This is a genomic window from Ilumatobacter sp. (assembly GCF_046290335.1).
Taxonomy (GTDB): Bacteria; Actinomycetota; Acidimicrobiia; order Acidimicrobiales; family Ilumatobacteraceae; genus Ilumatobacter_A.
Genome location: NZ_JBKAGH010000001.1, coordinates 1,469,219 through 1,494,197 on the forward strand (window position 1 = coordinate 1,469,219; position 24,979 = coordinate 1,494,197).

The window sequence follows — 24,979 nt, forward strand, 5'->3', positions numbered from 1 at the left end:
AGCGCGATGAACAGTCGGTGAGAGCGCCGTGAGACTTGAGTCCGGCGCGCAGTGAGATCAAGAGACCACATGACAAGTCCTGTCAGGTCTCGACTGGGACGTCGACCTTGAAGACAATTTGGTCGAATTCGCCGTAGCGGGCGGTGATCTCGATGGTCCAGAGCCCGGGAACGGGAAAGTTGGCATTGTCAGCGATGACGTGGTTCGGGCTGGCGGGGATGGTTTCGATCTCGATGGGTCCGATTTGATCGGCGGCGAGCACCGCATTGACGGTGATTTCGTCGGCGCGATCGAGGCCTCCTCGTGGCGAGGTGATGGTGACGTGCATGACGGTGCCGCCTGTGACGGCAGGTTCGAGTTCGACCTGAGCGATGCGGTCGCCCTGGACGGCTGACACGGTTTCGTTGGTGGGCTCGTCGAGTTCCGGAGGCGGGGAGTTGACGAGGCCCGATGTTGCGGCGATGACGAACACGATGCCGACGAGTTCGGCGAAGACACTCGTGCGTGTCGCCGTCGAGATGTTTGACCCTGAATTCGTGGCGGTCGGCCCCGGAGCGGCGCTGAGCGCAGGTGCTGACGCCGTGGAGCCGACATCGCCTCGGCTGAGGAGGCGTCTCGTGATCGCTGCGGATGCGACGACGCCGGCGACGAGTGCGATCTTGATGATCAGCCATCGGCCGTAGCTGGAGTCGGTGACGCCGGCGACGCTGCCGATCTGGCGCCAGCCGTTGACGGTGCCGCTGATCGCGAGAACCGCCACCGATCCGAGCGCCCAGGGTGAGAAGCGGTTGGCCGTCTCCCAGAACTGATTCCGGGGAAGTCCGATGGCCAGCAGCGTCAGTCCACCGACCCAAATGGTCATGGCTGCGAGGTGGGCGACGGTGGCGGCGTAGGCGAGCGGCACCCACCGACCGGTGACGGCGTGGCCGCCGGCGCTCACGATCGCCAGGAGCGCGAGACCGGCGACAGCCATGACTGCTCCACCGATTCGCGAAGGCAGTCGGTGGCGCCACACGACGAGCGGCACGAAGGCGAGGATCGCACCCAGACGCAGAACCCACCACTGCCCTGACTGGGTCCCTGCAACAGCTGACCAGTCGAGTGCCGACGAGCCGATCAGGTTGGCTTGTGCCGAGATCATTGCCGCAGTTCCGAGACCAGCAGTCGCGACGCCGGCCACGAGGAGTCGACCAACTCGGCGCGTCCGGAGCTGCGGTCGTGCGAGCACCGTTGCGGCGAACAATCCTCCGAGCAGTACAGCGATGCCTGCGTAGCTGCCGAATCGGCCGATTGCGAGCGGGACGGAACCGCCCGGTGATTCGCTGCTGGTGGCGAACAACTCGTCAACGAGCCCGGATCGCGTGGCGGACGCTTCGCCGACGGAGAACGTGAACGCGCCGCGGATGTTGTGGGAGTCCGCCGACAGCGCCTGCCATGCGACGACGTAGGTCCCGTCGGCGAGTTCGACATCGACAACGACTCCGAGTGTGTTGGACCCACGTGATTGGTCGGCCGAGCCCAGGTCGATCTCGTTGCCGTCGGCATCGACGACGCGTACGCCAGGTTCAACCGGGTCGATTGCCTCGCTGAACGTGAGCACGATCTTGGGCGGCGACTGGTCGAGTACGACCTGATTGCCCGGTGCGGTCTCCACGAGGTCGGCGTGCGCGTTCACCGGGCTCGACCAACTCAACGCAGCCACCAAGATGGTGACCACTGCGACGAGTCGACGCCACGACGCACTCACGATGATTGCCGGCGGAGGAAGTACACGGAGCCGCCGACGGCGCCAATGACGGCGAGGCCCACGCCGATCGCGGCGAGCAGCCCGGCCCCGCCGTCGCTACTGTCGTTCGCATCGACGGTGAGGTCGACGACCGTTGTGGAGGCGTCAGCGCCGACGGTGGCGGCGGGTGCTTCGGTGACGACGGGTGCGTTCGTGGTGGTGGTCGATGGTGTTGTGGAACTCGTCGTTGTCGTTTCGGGCGCGAGCGTCGTCGTGGTCTCCGGTGCCGTCGTCGTGGCGACCGGTCCGAACAGGGCCATGGCGGGCGCTGGTTCGGCCAGTTCGTCGCCGGAGCCGTCGCTGGGCACACCGATCCATCTGATTTCACCGACTTCACAGCGCTGTACGAACGGATAGTAGACGGTGGTGTCCGGTGTCGCCGGCAGGGTCAGCGCGACGTTGAACGTCAGCTCCTGATCGTCGGGAAGGGGGCCGCCGACGAAGGTGACGACGTTGTCGGCCACGGAGCCTTCCCATCCCTGCGGTGGTTCGGGCGTGGCGTCAGTGATTCCGTCGGGGAGGCGCATGTCCAGCGAGGTCGTGGGTGAGCCGTCGCAGCCGTGCTCGACGGTGAATCCAACGGACAGTCGGCTCCCCGCTTGTGCTTCGGTGGGGTCGGGATCGATGTGCGCAAGCGCTGGTGATGCGACCAGAAGAGTGCTCGCGGTGGCGAGGAGAACAATGGCGGCGTGGCGGATGCGCATGTCGATCGTGTCGGGGTCGGATTCGAATGGAGTGATGTTCGTTAGGCGATCAAGGCGATGCGTTCGCGGAGTTCGCTGACGTCGACGACGACGTCGAGTCGTTCGACGACGACGCCATCGGCACCGACGAGGAACATTGCTGGCTCGAAGGTCAGGCCGGAAGCGTCGACGGCGGGCGCAGTCGTCGTTGCGGTGTTGTCGGTGAACACTTCGCTGTGAAGGAACGTCATGTCGTCGAAGTCGCCGGAGACTTCCATCAGCAGTTCGAGGATCGGGCCGCAGGTCCCGGTCTGGCAAAAGGCCGGTGTGCCGATCAGGTAGACGACCGGCTTCCCAAGGGCAAGCGCTTCGGTCAATGTCACGCCGTGGAATGGACAGCCTGGCTCGCGTGTACAGATCGGGTCGACGCCGCGAGCGTCGGTCGTGGTTGGTGTGTCGAAGGGCTCGAGTCGATCGCCCGGACCGGGGAAGGGCAGCGCACCAGCTTCGATGACGGTGAACGACGCGTCAGCTCTGCCCCCGTCGACATCGACCCGCAGCGTGTAGAGGGCAGGCTCGGCGACGTCGACTCGGAATTCGTAGTAGGGCAGTGCAACGGATTCTGTCCGTCGCTGGCCGACGACCTCGACGATGAGATCACCGTTTTCGTCGAGGAGCCCGGCGCGCAGTTCGTCGGGCCCGTCGGGGCGGAGTGTGCCGTCGATGTCGGCGACGCCGAGCGCAAGACGCCGGTCGAGGCCGGCCGTGATGCTGGGATCGGCGAAGTAGCGGATCAAAGCGAAGTCATCACCGTCACTGTTCGAGGCGTCGCCGTTGCTGGCGGCACTGGATTCGGTTGCGTCTTGTGGGGCAGACGTGTCGTTGCTGGACCCGCACGCTGCGAGCAAGGCTCCGCCGGTGCTGGCGAGGAAGAGCCGGCGGCTGATCGATCGGTGCGTGCTGAGGTTCACGTTGCCGAATCGTAGGTGTTCGCCGCGCCGACACGGCGTCGGTGTCGTCGTACAATCGGGTTCGTGATCGACGTCACCGTCCCGGGCGAACGCCGCCACGGCTCCAGCGCTCAAACTTTTGGACGAGATTCGCACAGCAATGGAGAGGCTCGATGACGCTCACCGATCGGACCGACCCGCCGATGGTTGCCGACCGCGACAGCTCCTCATCGGGCCCCGCAGCCGATTTGGGTGGAGGCGTGTCTGATGCGGCTGTTGAACGCTTGTATCGCATCCTGCTGGTTGCCCTCGTCGGCGCCGTGTTGACCGCGGCGTTCGCCGCAGCTGCGGTGTGGGCAGTGCGAGCCGACGACCCAGCACCACAGCCGATGAACGCGGTCGATGTCGGGTTCCTTCGCGACATGCTCGACCACCATGAACAGGCGCTCCTGATTGCGAACACCTACCTCGACGAACGATCCAATGTCGGAGCTTCTGCGTATGCGAGTGAGGTTCTGCTGTACCAGCAGATCGAGATCGGATGGATGAAGGGTTGGCTGGCCGAGGAGGGTTACAGCATCGGCGAACCGGACCGCACTGCGATGGAATGGATGGACGAGCCGGTCCCGGTCGCTGAGATGCCCGGGATGCAGTCGCAGGAACGGCTGGACGAACTCGACGCGGCGACGGGCGAGGACGCCGACCGTCTGTTCTTCCAGTTGATGGCTGACCATCACCTTGGCGCCATTCACATGGGCGATCACGCCAAGCTGAACGGAGCGCGCAAGGAGATCACAGACTTCGCAGCCAACGTGTCTCGCAATCAGGCGGTCGAGATCGTCGAGTATCAGGCGGCGTGGGATCGCCTCGGGCTCGGCTGATCACAGCCTTCTACCCTGCCCGTTTCACCTGCGCTTCGAAGCAGCGTGTGACATACGCCAGGTCGTTTGTTGGGCGGGGAACCAATCCGAGGTCTGGCGCCACTGGTCTGGTATGGAGTGCAGTCTGTCGACATCGAACCCCCGCTCGTGTATCGGGCGGCGATGGAACGGGATCGTCGGGTCGCCGGGTGTTGGCATCGTGGGAACGCGACGATGAGCCGCAACCTGAGATTCTCGGGTGGGCTGGCCGCCGTAGCGATCGTCGCTGTCGTCGTCGCGCTGCTGGTCGGGGGCGACGGGCCCGCCGCTGCGCCGACGGCCGACGGCGACGATCGCCTGGTGCGCTCCGACAGCCAGGTGCTGTCGCTCGGTGACACCGACACGACGTTCGTCGAGTTCTTGGACTTCGAGTGCGAGGCGTGCCGTGCTGCTCACCCGGCGATCGAGGAACTCCGCGACCTGTACGGAGATCGGGTCACATTCGTGGTTCGCAACTTCCCGCTCCACGAGAACTCCGAAGGGGCAGCCCGCGCTGCCGAAGCGGCAGCTGCACAAGGCGAGTTCGAAGCGATGTACGACCTGCTGTTCGAAACCCAGCCCGAGTGGGGGGAGAAGTCATCGTCACAACGAGAGGTCTTCTTCGGCTTGGCCGAAGACCTCGAACTCGACATGGCCGCGTTCGCTGCCGTCTACGACGCAGATGCGACCATCGAGTTGATCCGGCGCGACAAGGCCGATGGCATCGAACTGGGTGTGTCAGGAACGCCGACCTTCTTCCTCGACGGCGAGCAGATCCAGCCGTCTTCGTTCGAGGAACTGATCGCACAAGTCGATGCCGCCCTCGCCAGCTGAAACACTCGCCCGCGCCCGAAGCGAGCGGCGTCGCGCGGGTGAGATGCACGTCGGGATCTCCGGGCTCGAGCAGAGTCAGGAACGCCCGGTTGCCCCTGTGCGCGGTATGGCATTCGGGTGGCTGTTGTTGACATTGGGTTCGCTCGGTGTCGCTATGGCCGCAGTGCTGCTGGTCGAGAAGGTCCGGATCCTCCAGGATCCGTCATACGTGCCGAGTTGCAGCATCAACCCCATTTTGAGTTGCGGTTCGATCATGAACACCCCTCAGGCCGAGGCGTTCGGCTTTCCCAACCCGATCATCGGTCTCGCCGGCTTTGCGGTGGTCGCGACCGCCGGTGCGGCCGTCATTGCCGGAGCGCAGTTCGCTCGCTGGTTCTGGCGCGCATTGCTCGCGGGAAGCGCAGCGGGCGTCGTCTTCGTGCACTGGTTGATATTCCAGAGCCTGTATCGGATCGGAGCGTTGTGCCCGTACTGCATGGTGGTCTGGGCGGTCACAATCGCCGTGTTCTGGTACACGTTGCTCCATGTCCTCGCGTCGGTCACAAGTGACACGACGACACCTCGCTGGTATCGGTGGACTGTCAGCTATCACGGCGTCGTTCTGACCGGCTGGTTCCTCGCCGTTGGCGGCCTGATCACGGTGCGATTCTGGTACTACTGGGCCACGCTCGCATGATCGTCTCGGTTGCCGACGTCGCTCGACCGGCGTCGCCGTGGGGTTGGGAGCCCAGGCCGGAGGTGTGGATCCTGGTGGCGGGTCTCGCCCTCGCCTACTGGTGGTCGCTCGTGAAGCTCCGACCTCGGCTTGCCGACGCCCCACCGATGCCGGGCGTCGCCCAGCGAAGCCGGTTCACATTCGGAGTCGTCATGCTCTGGATCGCCGTGGATTGGCCGTTGGACAGGCTCGGAGACGATTTTCTGTTCAGCGCGCACATCGTGCAGTTCCTGCTGATCACGATGATCTCTGCACCGTTGCTCGTCACCGGGCTTCCCTCCTGGCTGCTGTGTGAGCTGACTCACCCTGTTCGCGGAGTGTTCCGAGTGGTGTACAGCGCTCCGGTGGCGCTGATTTTCTTTCAGGCTGTGCTCGTTGGCACCCATCTTCCCAGCGTTGTCGCCCTCTACTCGTCAAACTCTGTCGTTCACTTCACGCTGCACGCTCTCTGGGTCGTGGCCGGTGGAGTGTTCTGGCTCCCGATCCTCGGCAGCGAGCCGTTCATCAAGCCCTTGCAACCGCCCGCGAAAATCGCTTATCTGATTGCTGCGACGATCGCACCAACAGTGCCCGCTTCGTTCTTGACGTGGACCGAGACGGCGTTCTACCCGTCCTACGCTGACGCACCGCGGTTGTGGGGGATCTCGCCGGTGCTCGATCTCCAGATCGCGGGAGCGTTGATGAAAATCGGTGGCGGAATCATCCTGTGGAGCTTCATCATCGGGATTTTCGCTCGATGGGCGACGAACGAACGAAACACGATCGACTCAGAACCGAGCGTCCGGCGCGCGATGGAACCGTCTCATGACACATGATCAGCTGTCGTCGTGCCTCGGTGGCGCTCGGTGGCTTCAGAGGCGAGCTGAGTTCCCCAGACCTTCTGCTGATATGTCACCGTTGAATTGTCATCTGATCGCAATACAACTGTTATCTTTTCGACCCATATGAAGCACCCTGAGCAAACACGGACGTGTCGATCCCGTCTGCGCAAGACAGGTGCCGCCATCGCGTCGGTCATGTTGTTCCTCGGCGTGACGTCCTCAGTCGCCAACGCCGATCATGGCGGTTCGGCAGCCCAAGACGCCGCTGCTGAGATCCAGGCAGCTCGAGACCGGGCCGACGCTGCGGCGCAGGCCTTCTTCGACAAGGAATCCGAGATCGATGCGCTGCAGATCGCCATTGCTGCAGCCGAGGTCGACCTCGCGCAGGTCGAAAGCGAAGCGGAAGCGATGCGGGAAGGTCTCGAGTTCCAGGCGATACGCCGGTTTGTCGGTGGCGGTCCGAGTGACTTCCCGCTCCTGATCGACCTCGACGATGCCACGAGTTCGCTGACTGCGCGCGTCTACAGCTCCGTCGCGAGTGACACGGCCAACGTCGACCTCGATGACTTCGACGCAGCGATGAAGGAGATCAACGAGCAGCGCGACGCGCTGGATTCTCAGCGCAGCGACGCCCGCGAAGCCGCCGAGTCCTATGTCGCGCTCCAACTGGCGGCCGAGGAAGAGGTCGTGCGGCTGGGCGAGATCGAAGCGCAGCGCCTGCAGGACGAAGCCGTCCAGCACGAGCTCGATGCGCAGCGCCGTGAACGCGAAGAACGCGAGCGCCTCGACCGCGAGGCCGCCGAGCGTGAGGCTGCTGCCCAGCGTGCAGTCGCACCCGCCGCTCCGGTTGCCGCGCAGGCAGTAACTCCGGATCAGCCCGCAACAACCGGTCCCGACCCGACTCCCGAGGCCGCCTCGCAGCCGACCGACCAGTCACCTTCGGCAACAACCGACCCGCCCGCAGCTGCACCAGCTCCTGCGCCCGAACCCGCTCCCGCGCCGGAACCAGCGCCGCCGACTCCACCGTCCACTGACACCGGCAGCAACCTGGCCTGCCCGATTGCCGGGCCGCGTTCGTTCGCCGACACCTGGGGCGCTCCACGATCTGGTGGTCGCAGCCACGAAGGTGTCGACATGATGTCGCCAGGCGGCACCCCGTTGGTCGCTATGGAGGCTGGTCGAGTCGAGTTCAAGACGAACGGTCTCGGCGGCAACACTGTGCGCCTGTACGGAGCGAGCGGTACGCGCTACTACTACGCACACCTCAGCAGCTGGGAAGGGTCGAGCCGTACTGTGTCGAAGGGTGAGGTGATCGGCTACGTCGGCAAGACCGGCAACACGTCGGCAAACCATCTACATCTCCAAGTGCACCCCGGCGGTGGTCAAGCCGTGAACCCATACCCGTACGCACGCCGTGCCTGCGGATAGCCGTACGAGCGGTCCGCAATCAGGCGACGTCACGAAGCCGACTCGGCGCACTACTCAATGATCGCCGACACCGAACACGGCGCGGCCGACAACCACACTCGCCGCACCAGGTTGCTCTCTTCTCTTGCCGTCGTCATCGTGGCGATGGTGGTCGTGGCCGCCGTGACCAGTGCTGGCGACAACAAGTTGTCGCTCGGTGAGGCAATCCTGCTCGGCATCGTTGAGGGCGTCACCGAGTATCTGCCGGTCAGCTCGACCGCTCACCTCGCCGTCGTGCAAGACGCCCTCGGCCTCACGTCGTCCAACGACGGACAACGAGCGGCGGATGCCTACGCAATTGTCATCCAGATCGGAGCGATCGCAGCCGTTGCCGGCCTGTACCGCAACCGTCTCGTGTCGCTGTCCACATCACTTCTGCGACGTCGTCGTGCGGGCAACTCCGCCGCGTTTGCGCTGGTTGCTGCGTTCACGCCCGCCGCTGTCATCGGGCTGGTGTTCGGCGATCTCATCAAGGACCGCTTGTTCTCGACGTGGCCGATCGTCGCTGCATGGGTCGTCGGCGCATTCGCCCTGCTCTGGCCGCGCCTCACGACGCCATCGGGCCACCGGCCTTTCGAGTCCCTGACCATGCGCGATGGGCTGATCATCGGACTCGCTCAGACGCTGGCACTGTGGCCAGGCACGAGTCGGAGTCTCGTCACGATTCTTGCTGCGCTTGCTGTTGGCTTGACTCTGTCTGCAGCCGTGGAATTCAGCTTTCTGCTCGGTCTCATCACCCTCGGCGCGGCCACCGCATACCAACTGTTCGTGGACGGTGAGGTGATCCTCCAACAGTTCGGACTCCTCAGCACTCTTGCCGGGGTCACAACCGCTGCCGCCACCGCCTGGGCGGCAGTCAGGTGGATGGTCGGGTATCTGGAGAAGCACCCTCTGGCCGTCTTCGGCTACTACCGGCTGTGTATCGCTGCGCTCGTCACGGTCGTCGCCGTGGTGACGTCCGCTGGGTGACAATGGTGCCCGTATCTGGCCGGAGTGGGTCGAGCCCAAAGTCGCCCAGCGGTTGTGTCGGGGCAATCGAGCGGGCGCTGCGACCGTGAGCGCCGAGAAGTCGGACGGGGCGCAGCTGGCGGTCGGCTACTGGGCAATCGGATGGGTGATTGCACAGTTCGCGTCGCTGCTCGTGATCAGCGCAGCCGGGTCCGGGAGCGACGCAACCGACATCCCGATTCCGCTGCTCGGGGTAGCGACGCTTGCGTCGTGGAGTGTGCTGATCGTGATGCTGGTGGTCTTCTCGCGTCGGGTCGGCACGGACAGCTTCCTGGCCGACTTTCAAGTCTCCGCCAAGGTCGGCGATGCGCTGTTCATCCCGGTCGGAGTGTTCATCCAACTGGTTGCGGTGCCAATTCTGTACGCGCCATTGAGATCGATCTGGCCCGACACGTTCTCCGACGCGCGGATTCAGGACAACGCACGAAACCTCGTCGATCGTGCAGGTGGATTCTCGACAATCGTCCTGGTCTTGATGGTCGTGATCGGAGCCCCGGTCGTCGAGGAACTCGTGTATCGGGGTTTCCTTCAACGCTGGCTCACCACACGGTTCACTCGCGTCGCCAGTTGGCTGGTCGTGGCAGGACTGTTCACCGCCATCCACCTGCGTCCCGTCGAGTATCCCGGCCTCGCCCTGTTCGCACTGGCGGTCGGCGCTGCGATGCTTGTCACAGGGCGGATCGGAGCACCGATCGCTCTCCATGTCGGCTTCAACGCCGCCGGGCTGCTCCTCGCATTCTGATCGCTCAGAGATCGGCGTCGGTAGGTACCCGAAAGCGACCCCGACGTCATTTTCGATTACTGACCTCAGCGATCGTGTCTCAGCAGCCAGCGGCACCCAACAGGGCTGACTGCAGGCTCGGCTACGGCGTCGGTGCGACGAACGGTTCGGCGGCGGATGTCTCGGCGGCAGACGTTGCGGGTGGCGCCGAGGACCCACGTCGGCATCGGGCTGCGGTTCCCAGTGGTGCAAGTTCGTGATCACGCGAAACATCGCTTCCTGGGCGAGGTCGTCGCTGCCCTCGGGGCGGGTGAGGTATGTGGCGAACCGCCAGACGTCGGTCTGGACCTCGCGGACGAACCGGTCGAGCGCCACGTCATCGCCGTCGCGACCCGCACGAGCAGTTGCGTCACGGTCGAACATTCGGGCTCGGTGTGCCGGTAGCGGTCGCAAATGCCACGCAGGACAACAATCGTGGAATCAAAACGTCGGCGACGAGATGGAACTGAACGGGCATCTGGGGCCACTCGTGGCCATGGAGTGCAACACGGCGAGTGAGACTCTGTCCGCGCAGCTCGATCAGGAAGCCGATGCCGGCGAGGCGGCGAACGCTAACCGTCACCTTGAGCAGTGCTCGGAATGCTCGCGTCGGTGGGCGTCGGTCGGCTTGGCGACACGCACCGTGAGGGTGCGTGTCGGCGAGACGGTTCCCGACATCGCGACTGTGGCTGTGGCCCGCAGCCGCAACGTGCCTCGATGGCCGTGCCAGTCCGCCCGCCTCAGCCTGGCGGTTCTGGCTGCAGTCGAGCTGGTCTTCGCGTTGACCGGCGTGCTGGCCGGCCGTGACGCGTCGCCGATCCACGACACCCAACACCTCGGTGCCTTTGGTGCAGCGTTCGCTGTCGCGGTGCTGCTTGCGGCGTGGCGGCCCGGGCTCGCACGTGGGTTACTGCCCGTTGCGCTCGCACTCGGCATTGCGATCCCGGTCTTTGCGATGATCGACGTCGTCAACGAGAACTTGACGACGGGCGGTGGGATCCATCACGTTTCGCAGATGATCGGTTTGGCGCTCGTGTGGGCCGTCTCCCGCCCCGTCGCGCCATCAGCGCTGCCGTCGCCACGAGCCAGCCGACTCCGGCGTCGACAACGAAGGTCGTGTCGGTCGGTCGGCCGCAGCAATCATGCGGCTCCAGGAGAGTCAACCATCGTTGGAGTTGATCGAGCGTCTCGGCCACGACGGGCTCCTGGAGAATCAGCTATCGGAGCTCGGCGTGCCTGGCCAGCGGTACACCCCGAGTTCCCTGGCATTGTTCGCCATCATGGACCTGGTGCATGGCCACGCGCGCACGTTCGAGAAGCCCCAAATCCTCAGAAGCCTGGCGTAAGGGCCCGATCAGGCATAGGAGAGCGTGGCTTGAATGCACGATGGACGAATGACGACAGACTTGCGCTCCCCGGAGCGGGTTCGTCGCCTATCCTGCCGCGAGATTTGGTGATCCAGAGTCAGCCCCGAACCGAGCTGCTCTCATGAAACGTCGCACCCGCATGATCGTCACAGCGAGCGTCCTGGCTGTCGCACTGATCGCCGTCGGAGCGTTTGCTGCGTCGAAGTCCTCGGAGTCGGATTCCGACGAGATCGAGACGGCCGCCGATGCCGAGGTGCTCGCACCGAACGTGGTCGCCGGCCCGCCGGCCGCCACGCTCGACGGCCTCGTCGAACAACTTCGCGTTCGCGTCGAAGCCGTCCCGGGTGACCACGTCGCTTGGGCCACGCTCGGTATCGCTTACGTGCAACAGGCTCGTGTCGTCGCCGACCCGTCGCTGTATCCGCGTGCTGAGCGTGCCCTCGACGAGTCGTTCGCCGTCGAGCCCAACGACAACTTCCTCGCCTACGCCGGGCGCTCGGTGCTCGCATCGGCCCGCCACAGGTTCGCCGACGCAAAGACCGAAGCCGAGCGCGGCCTGGAGATCAACTCGTTCAACCCAATCCTGTGGGGTGCGTTGAGCGATGCTCAAATCCAGCTCGGCGAATACGACGAGGCAGCGGCCTCGGTCAACCGGATGATCGAACTGTCGCCCGACACCTCGTCGTTCAGCCGGGCGTCCTACATCGCCGAACTGAACGATGACGTCAATTACGCCACCACGCTGATGCAACAAGCGCTCGAAGGCGCCGCCTCTCCCACCGATCGCGCCTTCGCGCTCACGATCCTCGGTCATCTGGCCTTCAACGCAGGCGAACCCGGTGACGCCTTGACCCTCTACAACCAGGCTCGCGACTCCGCTCCCGACGATGCCGCAGCGCTGTACGGCAAGGCTCGGGCCGAGGCGGCGCTCGGGCAGAACCAGACGGCGCTCGACCACTACGCCGAACTCGTCGAGGCGTCGCCCGAACCGTCGTACCTCGTTGCCTACGGCGAACTGCTCGAGTCACTCGGGCGCACGGAAGAGGCCGAACAGCAGTATGCGGTGGTCGACGCGGTGCTCGCGCTGTTCGAGGAGAACGGCGTGGAGAACGACGCTGCACCGGTGCTCTTCCTCGCCGACCACGACGAACCCGAACGCGCACTGCGCGAAGCCGAGCGGGCCATTGCGGTGCGACCGTTCCTTGCGATGCACGACGCCCATGCGTGGGCGCTCTACTCCAACGGTCGCTACGACGACGCCCTCGAGGCCAGTGAACAGGCGTTGCAGTTAGGCACCCCGAACGCGCAGTTCCATTTCCATGCCGGGATGATCAAGCTCGCCCTCGGCGACGAGGACGGCGCACGCACCGACCTGGAACGCGCGCTCGAGATCAACCCGTTCTTCGACCCACTTGACGTGCCGATCGCCAAATCCGCTCTGGCCCAACTCGGCGCAGCGACGTGAGCGGCTCGCAGCTCGCCGTCGACCTCGCACCAGCGGGTGCATCGATGCGGTCGAGCGGCAACTGACCAGCAACGCCCGGCATGTCTGACGTCTCGCCGGATTCGGCAACCCGCCTCTTTGCACACGTCGCAGAGAGCATCTCGGTCGATGTCGGGGCCAGCGACGCTGCGAACGCCGTGCGCGCCGCCGAGATGATCCGCTGTGAGATTTCCCGGCTCGAGCAGATGTTCAGCCTCAGCAACGACGCGAGCATGCTGAATCGTTGGATCGCCGATCCGTCGACGAACACGACCGACAAATTCGATCGCCTCCTCGCCGCCGGCATTGGATGGCAGCGAGTGAGCCGGGGCGCGTACAACATCAGCATGCGCCGGCTTCGAGATCTCTGGGACCTTGCCGCCGCTGCCGGCTGCCAGCCCAGCCCGGCGAACTGCACGAAGCGGTCGAGGACATCGCCGATGCGCCGTACCGCTTCGAGGCCGACGCGCTGCGACAACTCCGTGACTGCAGTGTGATCGACCTCGATGCGATCGTTCCTGGTTTCGTGATCGACATCGCCGTCGACAAGGCAATGCGCGCGCTCGATCTTGGCGCCGTGACGGTCAGGGCAGACGCGGGTCGAACACCATCTCGGTCGCCGTCACCGCTCCAGACGCCGTCACCGCAGATGCCGTTGCGGCCTCGCCGTGCTGATCTGGCGAGCTCGTGTCCAGGCCCTGTCAGGCCGTGACGTGTGTCGACTCCTCGTCAGCTTGCGCCAACTCGGCGCGAGCGTCGCGGATCACATCTCGAGCTGTTCGGAGGAACAAGACCGAGATCGCAACGCCGACCACCACGTCCGGCCAGACACTGTCGAATTGCCAGACCGCCACCGCAGCTGCGAGCACCGCCGCATTGGCGATCAAGTCATTGCGCGAACACAGCCACGTCGACGTCATGTTGATGTCGTCGGAGCGATGCCGCCACAGAAGCGCGAACGCCCACGTGTTGCCGGCGAGCGCGACGAGCCCCATCAGCGCCATCGCGTCTGCGAACGGTGGCGTACCGTCCACGGCACGCCACGCCGCCTGTCCCAGCACGACGAGACCGAACGCGAGCTGTACGACACCTTTGGACAACGCTGCCCGCGCACGCCACCTCATACCGCGGTGCAGCACCCACAGGCTGAATGCGTAGACGAACGCGTCGCCGAGCATGTCGAGCGAATCGGCGAGCAGCGCCGTCGAGCGTGCCCACCAGCCGACGACGAACTCCACCACGAAGAGCACCGCATTGATCCCGAGGACGGTCCACAGCACCGTCCGCTGGCGGTCGCGCAGCGCAACGAGTGCGTCGTCGTCAGCATCACAGCACCCAGCACTCATCGAGATGAGTCTCTCATCGTCGGATGCCTTCGACTACCTGTACCCGGCGTTCGGATCTCGCTGCGATCGATTTTCGCTGCGATCGTGATCTGCTCGTCGTTACGCATGCGGGCCGCTCCGAACACGAGGGTGCAGATGGCGAACCAGGCCCAGCCGATGATTGCACCGATGATGACATCAGTCGTCCAGTGGACACCCAGTGCGACGCGCGTGCCGGCGACGATGACTCCGATCGACGCGGCGAGACCGTACAGAACCGCCCGCAAGGCTTTCGAGCGTCGGCGGCCGAGCAGGAAGGCCACACACGCCCACGCAGCAGCCCCGGCAACGGCGTGTCCGGACGGGAACGAGGTGCCGGAGAAGCCCGTGAGGTTCGCCAGATCGGGTCGAGCGCGCTCGACGATCCACTTGATCGAGTTCGACACGAGGAACTGGCCGATCATCGTGGCGACCACGTACAACGGGACCGCCCACCGACGATCCCGACTCACTGCGATCGCGGTGACGACGACGCCACCGATCAGGACGTACTCGGTGCCACCGAACTTGCTCAGCTCTCGCATCAACGTCGCGCCCGAATCGGTTGCGTTCGTTGCTGCCCACTCGGCGATCGGCGTGTCCGCGCGGACGAGTCCGATCTCGTTTCGGACCATCACCAAGAAGATCCCGACCAGGGTGCCGACGAACACGACGATCACAAACGCGATCGCAAGAGCTTCGACCGCTGCGGGCGCAGTGTCTCGCGGGGCGAGACGGGTGAGGCGAAGAACGACCGGGTGCTCGGCGAGATACCGCCGAATCACTGCCCGATCGAGATCGACAGGGTCGTCGCCGGGCAACCCTCGAACAGCGACGAGCATTGCGACGAGTAGTCCGGCGGCGACACCGACGCCGACGACGGTGAACGCAACAGCTCCGATTTCAGACAACTCGCCCCTTACCAATCAAAGTGGGCCGCACCGACTCAAGCCGAAGTGCTTGCGCTGATTGATTCGTTGCGGCGATACGCGAGTAGTCGCAGCGCGTTGGCGACGACGACGAGCGTCGATCCCTCGTGGAACACGACTGCGGGCCCGATGCCGACGTACCCGACAAGGGTTGCGGGGATGAGAAACGCAACCATTCCGAGACTCATGTACAGGTTCTGTTTGATGATCCGGCTCGCCTTCCGACTGAGGCCGATGATCACGGGAAGTTTTGCGAGTTCGTCACCCATCAACGCGACATCAGCAGTTTCGAGCGCGACGTCGGACCCGGCTGCTCCCATCGCGATCCCGACCGTCGCGTTCGCCATCGCCGGCGCGTCGTTGACGCCGTCGCCGACCATCGCAACCTTGCCTTCTTCGCCTCTCAAACGCTCGATCGCTGAGACCTTGTCGTCGGGCATGAGGTCACCCCAAGCGTTGGTGAGCCCGACCTCGGCGGCGATCGACTCGGCAACGAGTTGGTTGTCGCCCGAGATCATGATCGCCCGTTCGATCCCGAGTGCTCGGAGGTCGTCGATCATCTTCTTCGCGGCGGGCCGGGGGGTGTCGCGCAGCCCGAGCGTTCCGAGGAACCGGTCGCCGTGTTTGACGACCATGATCGTTCGCCCTCGACCAAGCAGGTCGTTTGCTGCTGCTCGGACGGATTCGTCGATGCCGCCGTTTTCTTCGAACAGTTTGATGTTTCCGATGAGGACCGCTTGGTTCTCGGAGACTGCTTGCACGCCGCGTCCGGTGATCGACTCGACATTGCTGACGGTCGGGATCGATCGGCTCCGGACACGTGCGGTGCCGTCGCGGACGATGGCTGCGGCCAGGGGGTGATCGCTTCGGTTCTCGACCGCTATGGCGACGGCGAGCAGTTCGGCCTCGGCGATCCCGTCCGCTGCGACGACGTCAGTGAGGCGAGGTTTGCCTTCCGTCAATGTGCCGGTCTTGTCGAATGCGATCGCGTTCAACGTGCCGAGGTTCTCGAGCGGGCCGCCTCCCTTGACGAGCACACCGACTTGGCCGGCGCGTGCAACCGCTGCGAGCACGGCGCTCGGCGTCGCGATCGCGAGCGCGCACGGACTGGCGGCGACGAGGACCGACATTGCTCGATAGAACGAGTCGGACAGTGACGATCCGAGTGCAGGCCCGGCGACCATCACCACGACGACGAGGACGAGGACGGCGGGAACGAAGATGCGTTCGAACTTGTTGGTGAACTGCTGTGTCGGTGACGCCTGCGTCTCGGCCTCGCGAACCATCGTCGCCAGCTTCGACAGCGACGAGTCCTTCGCCAGTCGAGTGACGTACAGGTCGATCTGGCCGCTGCCGTTGATGGTCCCGGCAAACAGCTTCGATTCGCCAGAAACCTCGGTGGGGGCGTTCGCTGCGACAGCAACGTCGTCGACGGGTGACTTGTCGACGGGGATGCTCTCGCCGGTCAGCGGCGCCTGATTGACACTGCTGGTACCGGACACGACGAACCCGTCGGCTGCGATGCGCTCGTTCGGCTTGACCACCACGGTGTCGCCGACGACCAGTTGTTCGACTGGCACTTCGGACTCGGTGTCGTTGCGGCGCACGACAGCCGTTGGTGGCGCAAGGTCGGCGAGTGCTTCGATGGCTTGGCGGGCGCGGCCCATCGCGTATCCCTCGAGCGCATGTCCGAGGCTGAAGAGCGCAAGAAGCAGTGCGCCTTCTTCCCATTTGCCGAGAATCGCTGCGCCGGCCGCGGCGACGAGCATCAAGAAATCGATCTCGAATCGCTTGTTGCGGATCCCGTCGATTGCTTCGCGAAGCGTGAAGTAGCCGCCGAAGAACCCCGACACGATGAACACTGCAGTCAGGACCGAGTCGTCGAGCCAGCCGGCGAGCTCCGCGACGAATCCGCCGACCCACAGCACCGACGACGTGATCGCGAAGATCACTTCGCTGCGTTCACCGAACGGCCCGCCGTGGACGTGCTCGCCCGATCCATGATCGTGGCCGTCATCCCCTTCGTGCGCGTCACGCCCGGTTGCGGCGTCGGGCGCCGTTGACGGCGTGTCGACCAATCCCCCAGCCCGGGACGCGTTCGCTGGCGCATCGGCTGTAGGCGTACCTCGGGTGCCTGGTTTGACGCCGACGCCGTGATGCGCCAGAGCGATTCGAATGTCTTCTTCGGAAGTCGCGCGACGGTCGAACTCGACACGAACGAAACCCGGTGACACTTCAGCCTCAGCGACACCGTCGATCTGTCGGAGGCGTTCCGAGACAGATCGTGCCTTGCGAGTGTGTGTCACTCCGGTGACGTCCCAGAAGATGTGGGCGAACTGATTGGTAATCTCCGCGCCCGATGCGCGAGCGAGGCTTCGGATCCGCGCCACGCTCGTCGCCGACGAATCGAAGTGCAGACACAACTGACTCGGGCCGTCCCCGTCGGCTGCGACGACGTGTACGTCGGACACTCCTGTGCTCTTCGACAAGATCGCCGTGAGCCTGTCGACGCAGCCGTCGTCGTCTCCCGGGACGTGAGGCAGTAGCACCGGAATGTCGAGCTGCACCGTCTCGGTCACGCCGGCCAACTCTCAGCGTTCGAATGTCCATCGCTCGTCACTCGCCGCAACATCTGCACAACTATACAGGTATCAAGAGGTGGATTCTTGTATCGAGGATGCGTCGTCGGCGACGAGCGCGGACGATGGTGTCGTGTCGGGTGGGTCGAAGTCGTCGGCGCTGGCGTCGGCTGGCTCAAGTGCCCACCCGAACATCGCCATGACCACGATCAGCGCACCCGCAGCGATCAGCAGAGTGCTGTAGATCACTCCATAGGCCATGACTGGAAGACCCGCAGCGAGCACGATGGGCCAGTACGACGGCGCGGGGAGGTGGATGTGCGCATCTGCGTTGGCTTCTTCCTCAGCGAGGACTTCTTCGAGGGTTGCTCGGCGAACGTAGTCGTGGTGACCGTTCTCGCCGACGTCTTTGTACTTGCGATGGAACACCTCGTCGAGCGCGTGCACGGAGGGGGTGCGATCGAAGTTGTGTGGCTTGGGCGGGCTCGTGGTGAGCCATTCGAGCGACCGCGCATCCCACGGGTCGAGCGGAGCGGACGGATGCTTGCGGCTCACCCAGATATTGACCAGGAACAGCAAGATCCCGATCGCCAGGACGAAGGTTCCAATCGTGGCCACGAGGTTCCAGAAGCCGAGGTTGAAGAATCCCTCACCAGCGCGGGCCTCGGTCCAGACGTACATGCGACGGGGCTGGCCTTGCAGACCGATGATGTGCATCGGGCCAAAGGTCATGTTCATCCCGACGATCATGACCCAGAAGTTCCATTTGCCGAGCCGCTCGCTGAGCAACTTGCCGAACACCTTCGGCCACCAGTAGTAGAATCCGGCGAACAGCCCGAGCACGGCGCCACCGAAGATCACGTAGTGCAGGTGAGCAACGATGTAGTAGGTGTCAGTCTGTTGCGTGTCCGACGGTGCCACGGCGTGGGTGACCCCCGAAAGACCGCCGATCGTGAACTGTACGATGAGGCCAACGGCGAACAACATGGCCGTCGTGAACCGCAGCTTGCCACCCCACATTGTGAGGGTCCAGTTGATAATCTTCACGCCCGTCGGCACCGCAATGGCCATCGTCGCTACCGAGAAGACCGCCACGGATATCGGGCCGAGACCAGAGGCGAACATGTGGTGCGCCCACACGCCCCACCCGACGAAACCGATCGCGGCGCCAGAGAACACGACGAACGGGTAACCGAACAGCGGCTTCTTCGAGAAGACAGGCAGGATCTCTGAGACAATGCCGAAGCTCGGCAACACGAGGATATAGACCTCGGGGTGACCGAAGATCCAGAACAGGTGCTGCCAGAGCAGTGGGTCAGCACCTGCTTCGACATTGAAGAACGTCGCGCCGAAGCTCCGCTGAAACATCAGCAGGAACAACGCCACGGTGATGACAGGAATGGCGAACAAGAGCAGGAACTGCGTGATGAGAGCCATCCAGGTGAAAATCGGCATCTTCATCATGGACATCCCCGGGGCTCGCATGTTGAGCACTGTGACGATCAGGTTGATCGCACCCACGAGGGAGGCGATACCGGTGATCTGCAAGCCGAGTCCCCAGAAATCGATGCCGTTGCCCGGCGAGAAGGGGACGGAGCTGTTTGGGGCGTACATGAACCAGCCGCCGTCGGCGGCACCGCCGAGGAACCACGACGAGTTGAGGAACAGGCCCCCGGCGAGGAACACCCAGAACGACAGTGCGTTCAGTCGCGGAAACGCGACGTCGCGGGCGCCGATCTGAAGCGGGATCAGGTAGTTGGCAAACGCTGCAGCCATCGGCATCACGAAGAGGAACACCATGGTCGTGGCGTGCATCGTGAACATCTGGTTGTACTTGTCAGCCGACAAGATGGTGCCATCCGGCCGAGCGAGTTGCAGGCGGATCAGCCCGGCCTCGATTCCCCCGACGAGGAAGAAGGTCATGGCGACAACGCCATACATGATCCCAATCTTCTTGTGGTCGACAGTGAACGCCCATGACCGCCAACCCCGTGTTTGAACTGGGCGGCGCAGGTAACCGAACGAAGTCGACGCCGTCACGATCTCCTCGGGCGGCGGGGCTACTTGGATGTCGTGTTCAATGATGGCCATGAAGTGGGGGATTCCTGAGTCGGGGGGTTTCGGCAAAACGCTGGCGATGTCGGGGTGAGGGACTTTTGGCGCTGATCGGTCACCAACGGCGGTTCTTGCGTACCTTCCAAGTGACGATCGCTCCAATGACCAACACGGCCGCAACGCTGAGCACGAACATGGCCGAGCCAGCGGTGCTGTTCACTCCGGGATCGTCGACGGTCTTCACCGGCGACAACGGCGGGGCCGCGGCCGATGTGCGATCAAATGACATGATCAACAGGACGACGAAGAAACTCGCCGCCAGTTGGTTCAAGCGGCGCCGCAACACACGCATCACTGGTGCGACCGGACAGCGGCAACCGCTCGGGGTGCGGGTTGCTGCATCGGTAGCGCGGTGATGGGCTGCGGTGGCGCGGTCAATGCGGAGGGTCGTGCGGCCACCACCCAGACCAGTGCGAGTCCGACCATCTGCACAACGTGATGGATGCCGCCACCTGTGGTCAGGTTCTCGTTGAACAGGTCGACGATTGCAAAGATCGGAATCGCAATCGCCAAGGTGAACACGATGGGCATCAGGCCCCGAGCACGACTCGGCCGCCACGCAACGAACATGACGGCGGCAGCGATCGCTGCACCGAACGCTCCGAGGTGCTGGCTGTCGTGGATCGGCGATGAATCCCGGCCGGCGATCACGCCCGTCATGGCGAACACCAACTCGACTGCGGCAAGGATCGCCAAGCTGGCGCGGGCCGACTGGTACGGCCATTGACGTTCGCTGCGGCTCCGAGCCAGTGCTGCGGTTGCGATGTCTGGGATTGGTTCGGCTGGACGCACTCGAAGAGTGCGTGTCACCTTGCCGACCGACGTCCACCATCGAGAGCATTCGGCGCATTGTCCGAGGTGTCGATTCGCCGGCGCGGCTTCGTCGGTGTCGGTCTCCTGGTCGAGTTGCGCGGACAAGAGCTCTCGCGCTGTGGTGCACTCCATGTCCATGAGTGGCATCAGACGCCATGTCAGTTCCGCGTCGTCGCCCATCTTTTTGCATCGTGCTCTTCTCTTGCCGATGCCAGCGCTTCGCTGTTGCGTCCTGGCACACTGTGTTCATGTTCGATGTCGACGCAGCTGCTCGAGCCGGTCGCGACGGGGATCCGGTGGCGCTCGAACGGTTCGTGCGTGGGATTCAAGGCGACGTGTGGCGATTCGCTGCCCATCTCACGCGTCCCGAAGACAGCGACGACCTTGCGCAGGAAGCGCTGTTCCGAGTGATCAAGAATCTCCACCGTTGGGAACGCGGCCCGGTGCTGACGTGGGCGCTCGGCGTCACGCGCAACGTGTGTCGAGAGGACATTCGTCGGCGGACTGTTCGACGAACCGATCCTGTCGCCGAACCTGAAGTTGGGCATTCGCCTGACACGACCGATGCGGTCGCCACGATGCAGCTTCTGCGAGCGCTTCCCGAGGACCAGCGCGAGGCGATCGTGCTGACCCAGCTGATTGGTCTTCCTTACGCGGATGCGGCGCGTGTGGCAGGTTGCCCAATCGGAACGATCCGCTCGCGCGTTGCACGTGGTCGCACCGCTCTGGCCGAGGCGCTTGACGATGACTCGATCCGCGGCCTCGCCTGACCGAGACACCGCAGCGCGACGACGCCTGAAAGACGCCTTGCTCAAGTCTTGAGTTCCTCGTGCCGAAGTCTTGAAAGATGTCCTCCGCAGTTCTCACCAATATCAGACAGCGTTTCGCAGGTCTTCCGGACAGTCATCGCAGTCGTCGCTGGACCACCATCGTTCTCGCCGGTTTACTCCTTCTTGCTCCGTCGTCTGTTTCGGCGGGGTCTGAGCCGGTCTCTGCCGAGGAGGCCGCTCGGGAGATCCAGGCGGCACGCGATCGCGCCAACGACGCAGCAGATGCGTACTTCGAGGCGCAGAGCGATCTTGTCCAGCTCGAAGAAGACTTGGCCCGCCTCGAGGAGCGGACAACAGAGATCCAACGGTCAGTCGATCTCATGGAACGCCGGGTCGCGAGCGCTGCAGTTCAGCGCTTCGTCGAAGCCGGATCGCACGGAATTCCGATCCTGACCGACCTCGAAGAACCCGCCGATCACCTGCAGGCGAACGTCCTCTTCGGGGTCGTCGCAAACGACAGTCGGGCTGAGATCGACGAGTTCGAGCAACTCGTCCGGGACCTCGACGCAAACGAGGCCGACATTGCTGATCAACGACGTGCGATCGAGGACCGACAGGACGAACTCGTCGAACTGCAGGCCGCAGCCGAAGCCGAAGTCGAACGACTCCGCGACATCGAACTCGTGCGTTTGACAAACGTGGCGGTACAACGCGCACTCCAAGCCCAGCAGAGTGCCGAACAAGCTCGGATCGACGAACAGGCCCGTCGAGAAGCCGAAGCCGCCGCCAATGCAATACCGGACCCGGCGTTCACTGACACCGCCACCACGACCAGTACGACCGTTCCGCAAACCACGCAGGAGGTCGACGGCGAGACGCCTCAGCTCGCGATTGTCGACGACACCCCTGCCGAGACCGCACCCCCGACGACCGTCTTGCCGACCAACGACGGCGCGTCAGGCGGAACGAGTGGTGGACGCACCGGCACCGGTGGGCCGGGCAGCAAGCCTGCTGGATACGACACCGCTGCTGGCTACGTGGACATCATCACGTGTCCGATCCTCGGATCCGGATACGGCGACACCTGGGGGGCTGCACGTTCCGGTGGCCGCCGCCACCAAGGTGTCGACATGATCGCTCCCGCGGGAGTCCCGATCTACGCTGTGACTTCGGGATACGTGACGTTCAAGCAGAACCGGCTGGGCGGAAACGCTGCGTCGCTCATGGGCGACAACGGAAACCGCTACTACTTCGCTCACTTCTCCCGATACGAAGGCAGTAGTCGCCGAGTCGCAGCTGGCGACATCATCGGCTACAACGGCAAGACCGGCAACACAACCACGAACCACCTGCACTTCGAGCTACGACCCGGAGCGGGACTCAACGTCAACCCGTACCCGTCCGTGAAGACCGCCGGCTGCTGAACGACCTCGACTCCTGTGTCAGGACGCAAACCTGACGTCAGGATCGCGCTGGAACAGATGAAACGGGTCGGCCGGCACGTTGTTCGGGCGATACTCGAAGTGAAGATGGTAGTTCGTGCCGGTCAACACCCCCGACGTACCGGTGTTGCCGACATAGCCGATGATCTGGCCCTGCACGACGTAGTCGCCCACTTCGAGACCCTCCTCGTGACTGCCCATGTGGAAGTACTTACACGTGAGCTGGGTTGACTCGTCGAACAAGGTCCAACCGTCTCCAGCGCCGTACGTCTTGCCGGTGTCGACGTAGCGCTTGACCAAACGGCCATCGACGGTCGCACGAATCGGGAGGCCCTTGTCGGCCATGATGTCGACGCCCTCGTGTGAGCGACTGCAGTTCGAGCCGCGACAGTCGCCGAAGCTGTCGCTGGCGTAGCAGTAGTCGTCCGGTCCGACCACGATCGGAAACAGGATCTCGCCCGGAGCAAGCGGTTCGAACGGCGTGGACGATGGCAGACGCTCGGCCGGGGCGAGCGCAGTGGCGGGTTGACCCAAGGACGCGGCACCGGATACTCCAGTGGTTTGTGCGAGCACGTGGTCGGCGTGGGTCAAACTGTAGACCCCAAGGGCGCTGGCAATGGTCAAGAAGCGTCTCCTCGACAGGCTCGCCGCTGGCTTCGGTCGGGCCGGTGTCGTGATCGAGTTCGCTTCGTGCTGTTCGGTCATGTGAGCTTCCAGATCGTTCTCTTCGCTGTCGCGGACAGCCGAGCCATCGCAAAATGTTGCAGTTCAGTGTCGATTGCGTGTCGAGTCGACATGTTGGCACGGTTTTCAATCCGACACAACGTCGTACGTCCGGGTTTCGATCCTCACCGTCTGACGGGGTGGGCCGAAACGATGCTCAGAACGTAAGAAAGAGCCCGGCCGCGTTGAAGCCGACATGCAACGCAATGCAAGCGCCGACCCGTCAGTGGGCGAGATCGCAAGCGTTGTCCTGGCCGTCGGGCACGGCGCGTTTCTACCAACGTGACCACGCCATAGCGTCAGCCATTGTGGTATCACTCGACGACCAGACGGACCCGCGTATCGATGAGAACGGTCACTATCGCCGCACCGAACGCAAGCCAGGCATCACCCCGTTCAAGGTGTTGTTCCCGATCGGCGCCGTCCTGTTCGTCGCCTTCTGGACCTGGGCGCTGTTCTTCTCGTCGAAGGACTCGGTGAACCGGATTGAGGATCGTGTCTGGGCGGAACGGGCCGAGGCGACCTGTGCTCCCGTGAAGGCCGAACTCAAACGGCTCGAGACGCTTGCCGACCCCGACCTCGATGTCCGCGCCGATCTCGTCGTCCGGTCGACAGACTTGCTGTCCCGGATGCTCGACGACCTGATGGCGACGCCGCCGACGGACGACAAAGGGATGGCGATCGTCCCCGACTGGATCAGCGACTACCGCACGCTCCTGCAGGATCGCTACAACTACGCCGAACGGCTCCGGGCCGGCAACAACGTCCCGTTCACGGAGTCCGGAGTGAGCAACGTGCCGATCACCGAACGCATCGAGAAGTTCACGATCGACAACGAGATGACCAGCTGCGCTCCGCCCATCGCTGGCGTCCTCTAAATTCGCCCTGCGCGCCGAACGCACTCAGAGTCGTCGTAAGACTTTGGCGGGTGCCCCTGCAGCCACGACGGCTGGTTGGACGAGCCAACGGCGGGATGGTCGTGCACCTCGGCGTCACCATGATCGCCGTAGCGCTCGCCACGTCGAACAGCTTCACGCACTCGGCGACTCTTGGACTCCACCTCGCCACCTCCACCAAGTCTTGGGAACGAGACTCGGTGCCGGCCAGTCAGAGAAGGGACGCCCGTGATGCCTGGCTACTCACGTGATCGAGACGACCACCAGAAACGGCTCGCACGCATCGAGGGACAAGTGCGGGCCTCGCCCGCGTGAATCGACGAAGACCGCAGTCGCATCGACGTGCTCACGCCGATCTCATCGGTGACGAGCGCGCTGCGCGGAGTCGGGCTCGGGCTTCTCGATCAGCATCTTCGCACTTGCGTTCGCGATGCCACGACCGATGACGCGGATCAGGGCGACGACGAGATAGCGGAGGCTGTGACCACCGTCGAGCGGCTTCTTCGGCGCTGATCAGGAAGGTGTGCGGTCGTCCGCATCGATCGCATCGAAGAGCAGTCCGGGTTGTTCGGCAG

At 64.1% G+C, this 24,979-nt stretch carries 24 protein-coding genes; 14 read left to right on the plus strand and 10 right to left on the minus strand.

The window, feature by feature from the left end; translation table 11 throughout:
- Positions 1–82: 82 nt before the first annotated feature.
- From ACE37B_RS06580 to ACE37B_RS06590, 3 genes are read right to left on the minus strand one after another with little or no spacing between them, the layout of a single operon-like run.
- Positions 83–1,747: a copper resistance CopC/CopD family protein gene (locus ACE37B_RS06580; protein WP_409922479.1), complete on the minus strand. Its 1,665-nt coding sequence runs from the start codon at positions 1,745–1,747 to the stop codon at positions 83–85.
- Positions 1,744–2,490, minus strand: a complete 747-nt coding sequence (locus ACE37B_RS06585) for a DUF1775 domain-containing protein (RefSeq protein ID WP_409922480.1) — start codon at positions 2,488–2,490, stop codon at positions 1,744–1,746. Before ACE37B_RS06585 ends, ACE37B_RS06580 begins: the two co-directional genes overlap by 4 nt.
- Before the next feature lie 41 nt (positions 2,491–2,531).
- Positions 2,532–3,440: a hypothetical protein gene (locus tag ACE37B_RS06590; RefSeq protein WP_409922481.1), complete on the minus strand. Its 909-nt coding sequence runs from the start codon at positions 3,438–3,440 to the stop codon at positions 2,532–2,534.
- A gap of 152 nt (positions 3,441–3,592) precedes the next feature.
- Here ACE37B_RS06590 and ACE37B_RS06595 point away from each other — a divergent pair, with 152 nt between their 5' ends.
- From ACE37B_RS06595 to ACE37B_RS06640, 10 genes are all read left to right on the plus strand, one after another.
- A complete protein-coding gene (locus tag ACE37B_RS06595; protein WP_409922482.1) occupies positions 3,593–4,300 on the plus strand; it encodes a DUF305 domain-containing protein in 708 nt (235 codons plus the stop codon).
- Positions 4,301–4,513: 213 nt separating this feature from the next.
- A complete protein-coding gene (locus ACE37B_RS06600; RefSeq protein WP_409922483.1) occupies positions 4,514–5,152 on the plus strand; it encodes a DsbA family protein in 639 nt (212 codons plus the stop codon).
- 43 nt (positions 5,153–5,195) lie between these two features.
- Positions 5,196–5,828 (plus strand): vitamin K epoxide reductase family protein, encoded by a 633-nt coding sequence (locus ACE37B_RS06605; RefSeq protein WP_409922484.1) that lies wholly within the window; start codon positions 5,196–5,198, stop codon positions 5,826–5,828.
- Complete coding sequence (locus tag ACE37B_RS06610; RefSeq protein ID WP_409922485.1) at positions 5,825–6,682, plus strand: cytochrome c oxidase assembly protein; 858 nt, start codon at positions 5,825–5,827, stop codon at positions 6,680–6,682. Before ACE37B_RS06605 ends, ACE37B_RS06610 begins: the two co-directional genes overlap by 4 nt.
- 216 nt (positions 6,683–6,898) lie before the next feature.
- Positions 6,899–8,116: a peptidoglycan DD-metalloendopeptidase family protein gene (locus ACE37B_RS06615; RefSeq protein WP_409922486.1), complete on the plus strand. Its 1,218-nt coding sequence runs from the start codon at positions 6,899–6,901 to the stop codon at positions 8,114–8,116.
- Between the two features lie 57 nt (positions 8,117–8,173).
- Entirely contained in the window at positions 8,174–9,124 is a 951-nt protein-coding gene (locus ACE37B_RS06620) for an undecaprenyl-diphosphate phosphatase (protein ID WP_409922487.1), read from the plus strand.
- A gap of 85 nt (positions 9,125–9,209) precedes the next feature.
- Positions 9,210–9,905, plus strand: a complete 696-nt coding sequence (locus ACE37B_RS06625; protein WP_409922488.1) for a CPBP family intramembrane glutamic endopeptidase — start codon at positions 9,210–9,212, stop codon at positions 9,903–9,905.
- 514 nt (positions 9,906–10,419) lie between these two features.
- Entirely contained in the window at positions 10,420–11,415 is a 996-nt protein-coding gene (locus tag ACE37B_RS06630; protein ID WP_409922901.1) for a zf-HC2 domain-containing protein, read from the plus strand.
- Entirely contained in the window at positions 11,412–12,755 is a 1,344-nt protein-coding gene (locus tag ACE37B_RS06635) for a tetratricopeptide repeat protein (RefSeq protein WP_409922489.1), read from the plus strand. The genes ACE37B_RS06630 and ACE37B_RS06635 overlap by 4 nt, the downstream gene beginning before the upstream one ends.
- A gap of 80 nt (positions 12,756–12,835) precedes the next feature.
- A complete protein-coding gene (locus tag ACE37B_RS06640; protein ID WP_409922490.1) occupies positions 12,836–13,270 on the plus strand; it encodes an FAD:protein FMN transferase in 435 nt (144 codons plus the stop codon).
- 204 nt (positions 13,271–13,474) lie between these two features.
- Here the strand turns inward: ACE37B_RS06640 and ACE37B_RS06645 are convergent, their stop codons facing one another.
- The 6 genes from ACE37B_RS06645 to ACE37B_RS06670 all read right to left on the minus strand — a co-directional run bounded on the left by ACE37B_RS06645 (position 13,475) and on the right by ACE37B_RS06670 (position 20,753).
- The gene (locus ACE37B_RS06645) at positions 13,475–14,119 is read right to left on the minus strand and encodes a cation diffusion facilitator family transporter (protein ID WP_409922491.1); all 645 of its coding nucleotides are present in this window, start codon (positions 14,117–14,119) and stop codon (positions 13,475–13,477) included.
- Positions 14,116–15,048: a phosphatase PAP2 family protein gene (locus ACE37B_RS06650; RefSeq protein ID WP_409922492.1), complete on the minus strand. Its 933-nt coding sequence runs from the start codon at positions 15,046–15,048 to the stop codon at positions 14,116–14,118. The genes ACE37B_RS06645 and ACE37B_RS06650 overlap by 4 nt, the downstream gene beginning before the upstream one ends.
- 35 nt (positions 15,049–15,083) lie before the next feature.
- Positions 15,084–17,645, minus strand: coding sequence for a heavy metal translocating P-type ATPase (locus ACE37B_RS06655; RefSeq protein ID WP_409922493.1), 2,562 nt, complete (start codon positions 17,643–17,645; stop codon positions 15,084–15,086).
- A gap of 72 nt (positions 17,646–17,717) precedes the next feature.
- Positions 17,718–19,736, minus strand: a complete 2,019-nt coding sequence (gene ctaD, locus ACE37B_RS06660; RefSeq protein WP_409922494.1) for a cytochrome c oxidase subunit I — start codon at positions 19,734–19,736, stop codon at positions 17,718–17,720.
- A gap of 79 nt (positions 19,737–19,815) precedes the next feature.
- A complete protein-coding gene (locus ACE37B_RS06665; RefSeq protein ID WP_409922495.1) occupies positions 19,816–20,052 on the minus strand; it encodes a hypothetical protein in 237 nt (78 codons plus the stop codon).
- Entirely contained in the window at positions 20,052–20,753 is a 702-nt protein-coding gene (locus tag ACE37B_RS06670) for a zf-HC2 domain-containing protein (RefSeq protein WP_409922496.1), read from the minus strand. The genes ACE37B_RS06665 and ACE37B_RS06670 overlap by 1 nt, the downstream gene beginning before the upstream one ends.
- Before the next feature lie 68 nt (positions 20,754–20,821).
- On the opposite strand from ACE37B_RS06670, the gene ACE37B_RS06675 reads away from it, so the two are divergent.
- Entirely contained in the window at positions 20,822–21,343 is a 522-nt protein-coding gene (locus ACE37B_RS06675; RefSeq protein ID WP_409922497.1) for a sigma-70 family RNA polymerase sigma factor, read from the plus strand.
- 77 nt (positions 21,344–21,420) lie between these two features.
- Positions 21,421–22,767 (plus strand): peptidoglycan DD-metalloendopeptidase family protein, encoded by a 1,347-nt coding sequence (locus tag ACE37B_RS06680; protein ID WP_409922498.1) that lies wholly within the window; start codon positions 21,421–21,423, stop codon positions 22,765–22,767.
- Between the two features lie 18 nt (positions 22,768–22,785).
- On the opposite strand, the gene ACE37B_RS06685 is transcribed toward ACE37B_RS06680, so the two are convergent.
- Positions 22,786–23,490 (minus strand): M23 family metallopeptidase, encoded by a 705-nt coding sequence (locus ACE37B_RS06685; RefSeq protein WP_409922499.1) that lies wholly within the window; start codon positions 23,488–23,490, stop codon positions 22,786–22,788.
- Between the two features lie 326 nt (positions 23,491–23,816).
- On the opposite strand from ACE37B_RS06685, the gene ACE37B_RS06690 reads away from it, so the two are divergent.
- Together ACE37B_RS06690 and ACE37B_RS06695 are read left to right on the plus strand one after the other, a co-directional pair.
- The gene (locus ACE37B_RS06690) at positions 23,817–24,386 is read left to right on the plus strand and encodes a hypothetical protein (RefSeq protein WP_409922500.1); all 570 of its coding nucleotides are present in this window, start codon (positions 23,817–23,819) and stop codon (positions 24,384–24,386) included.
- Between the two features lie 333 nt (positions 24,387–24,719).
- Positions 24,720–24,917, plus strand: a complete 198-nt coding sequence (locus ACE37B_RS06695) for a metal-sensitive transcriptional regulator (protein ID WP_409922902.1) — start codon at positions 24,720–24,722, stop codon at positions 24,915–24,917.
- The last annotated feature ends 62 nt before the right edge of the window (positions 24,918–24,979 follow it).

Bases quoted from the DNA above. Each gene is read 5' to 3' on its own strand.
- ACE37B_RS06585 (WP_409922480.1), bottom strand. From the start codon at position 2,490: ATGCGCATCCGCCACGCCGCCATTGTTCTCCTCGCCACCGCGAGCACT.
- ACE37B_RS06595 (WP_409922482.1), top strand. From the start codon at position 3,593: ATGACGCTCACCGATCGGACCGACCCGCCGATGGTTGCCGACCGCGAC.
- ACE37B_RS06600 (WP_409922483.1), top strand. From the start codon at position 4,514: ATGAGCCGCAACCTGAGATTCTCGGGTGGGCTGGCCGCCGTAGCGATC.
- ACE37B_RS06605 (WP_409922484.1), top strand. From the start codon at position 5,196: ATGCACGTCGGGATCTCCGGGCTCGAGCAGAGTCAGGAACGCCCGGTT.
- ACE37B_RS06610 (WP_409922485.1), top strand. From the start codon at position 5,825: ATGATCGTCTCGGTTGCCGACGTCGCTCGACCGGCGTCGCCGTGGGGT.
- ACE37B_RS06620 (WP_409922487.1), top strand. From the start codon at position 8,174: ATGATCGCCGACACCGAACACGGCGCGGCCGACAACCACACTCGCCGC.
- ACE37B_RS06630 (WP_409922901.1), top strand. From the start codon at position 10,420: ATGGAGTGCAACACGGCGAGTGAGACTCTGTCCGCGCAGCTCGATCAG.
- ACE37B_RS06635 (WP_409922489.1), top strand. From the start codon at position 11,412: ATGAAACGTCGCACCCGCATGATCGTCACAGCGAGCGTCCTGGCTGTC.
- ACE37B_RS06640 (WP_409922490.1), top strand. From the start codon at position 12,836: ATGTCTGACGTCTCGCCGGATTCGGCAACCCGCCTCTTTGCACACGTC.
- ACE37B_RS06645 (WP_409922491.1), bottom strand. From the start codon at position 14,119: ATGAGTGCTGGGTGCTGTGATGCTGACGACGACGCACTCGTTGCGCTG.
- ctaD (WP_409922494.1), bottom strand. From the start codon at position 19,736: ATGGCCATCATTGAACACGACATCCAAGTAGCCCCGCCGCCCGAGGAG.
- ACE37B_RS06665 (WP_409922495.1), bottom strand. From the start codon at position 20,052: ATGCGTGTGTTGCGGCGCCGCTTGAACCAACTGGCGGCGAGTTTCTTC.
- ACE37B_RS06670 (WP_409922496.1), bottom strand. From the start codon at position 20,753: ATGGGCGACGACGCGGAACTGACATGGCGTCTGATGCCACTCATGGAC.
- ACE37B_RS06675 (WP_409922497.1), top strand. From the start codon at position 20,822: ATGTTCGATGTCGACGCAGCTGCTCGAGCCGGTCGCGACGGGGATCCG.
- ACE37B_RS06680 (WP_409922498.1), top strand. From the start codon at position 21,421: ATGTCCTCCGCAGTTCTCACCAATATCAGACAGCGTTTCGCAGGTCTT.
- ACE37B_RS06685 (WP_409922499.1), bottom strand. From the start codon at position 23,490: ATGACCGAACAGCACGAAGCGAACTCGATCACGACACCGGCCCGACCG.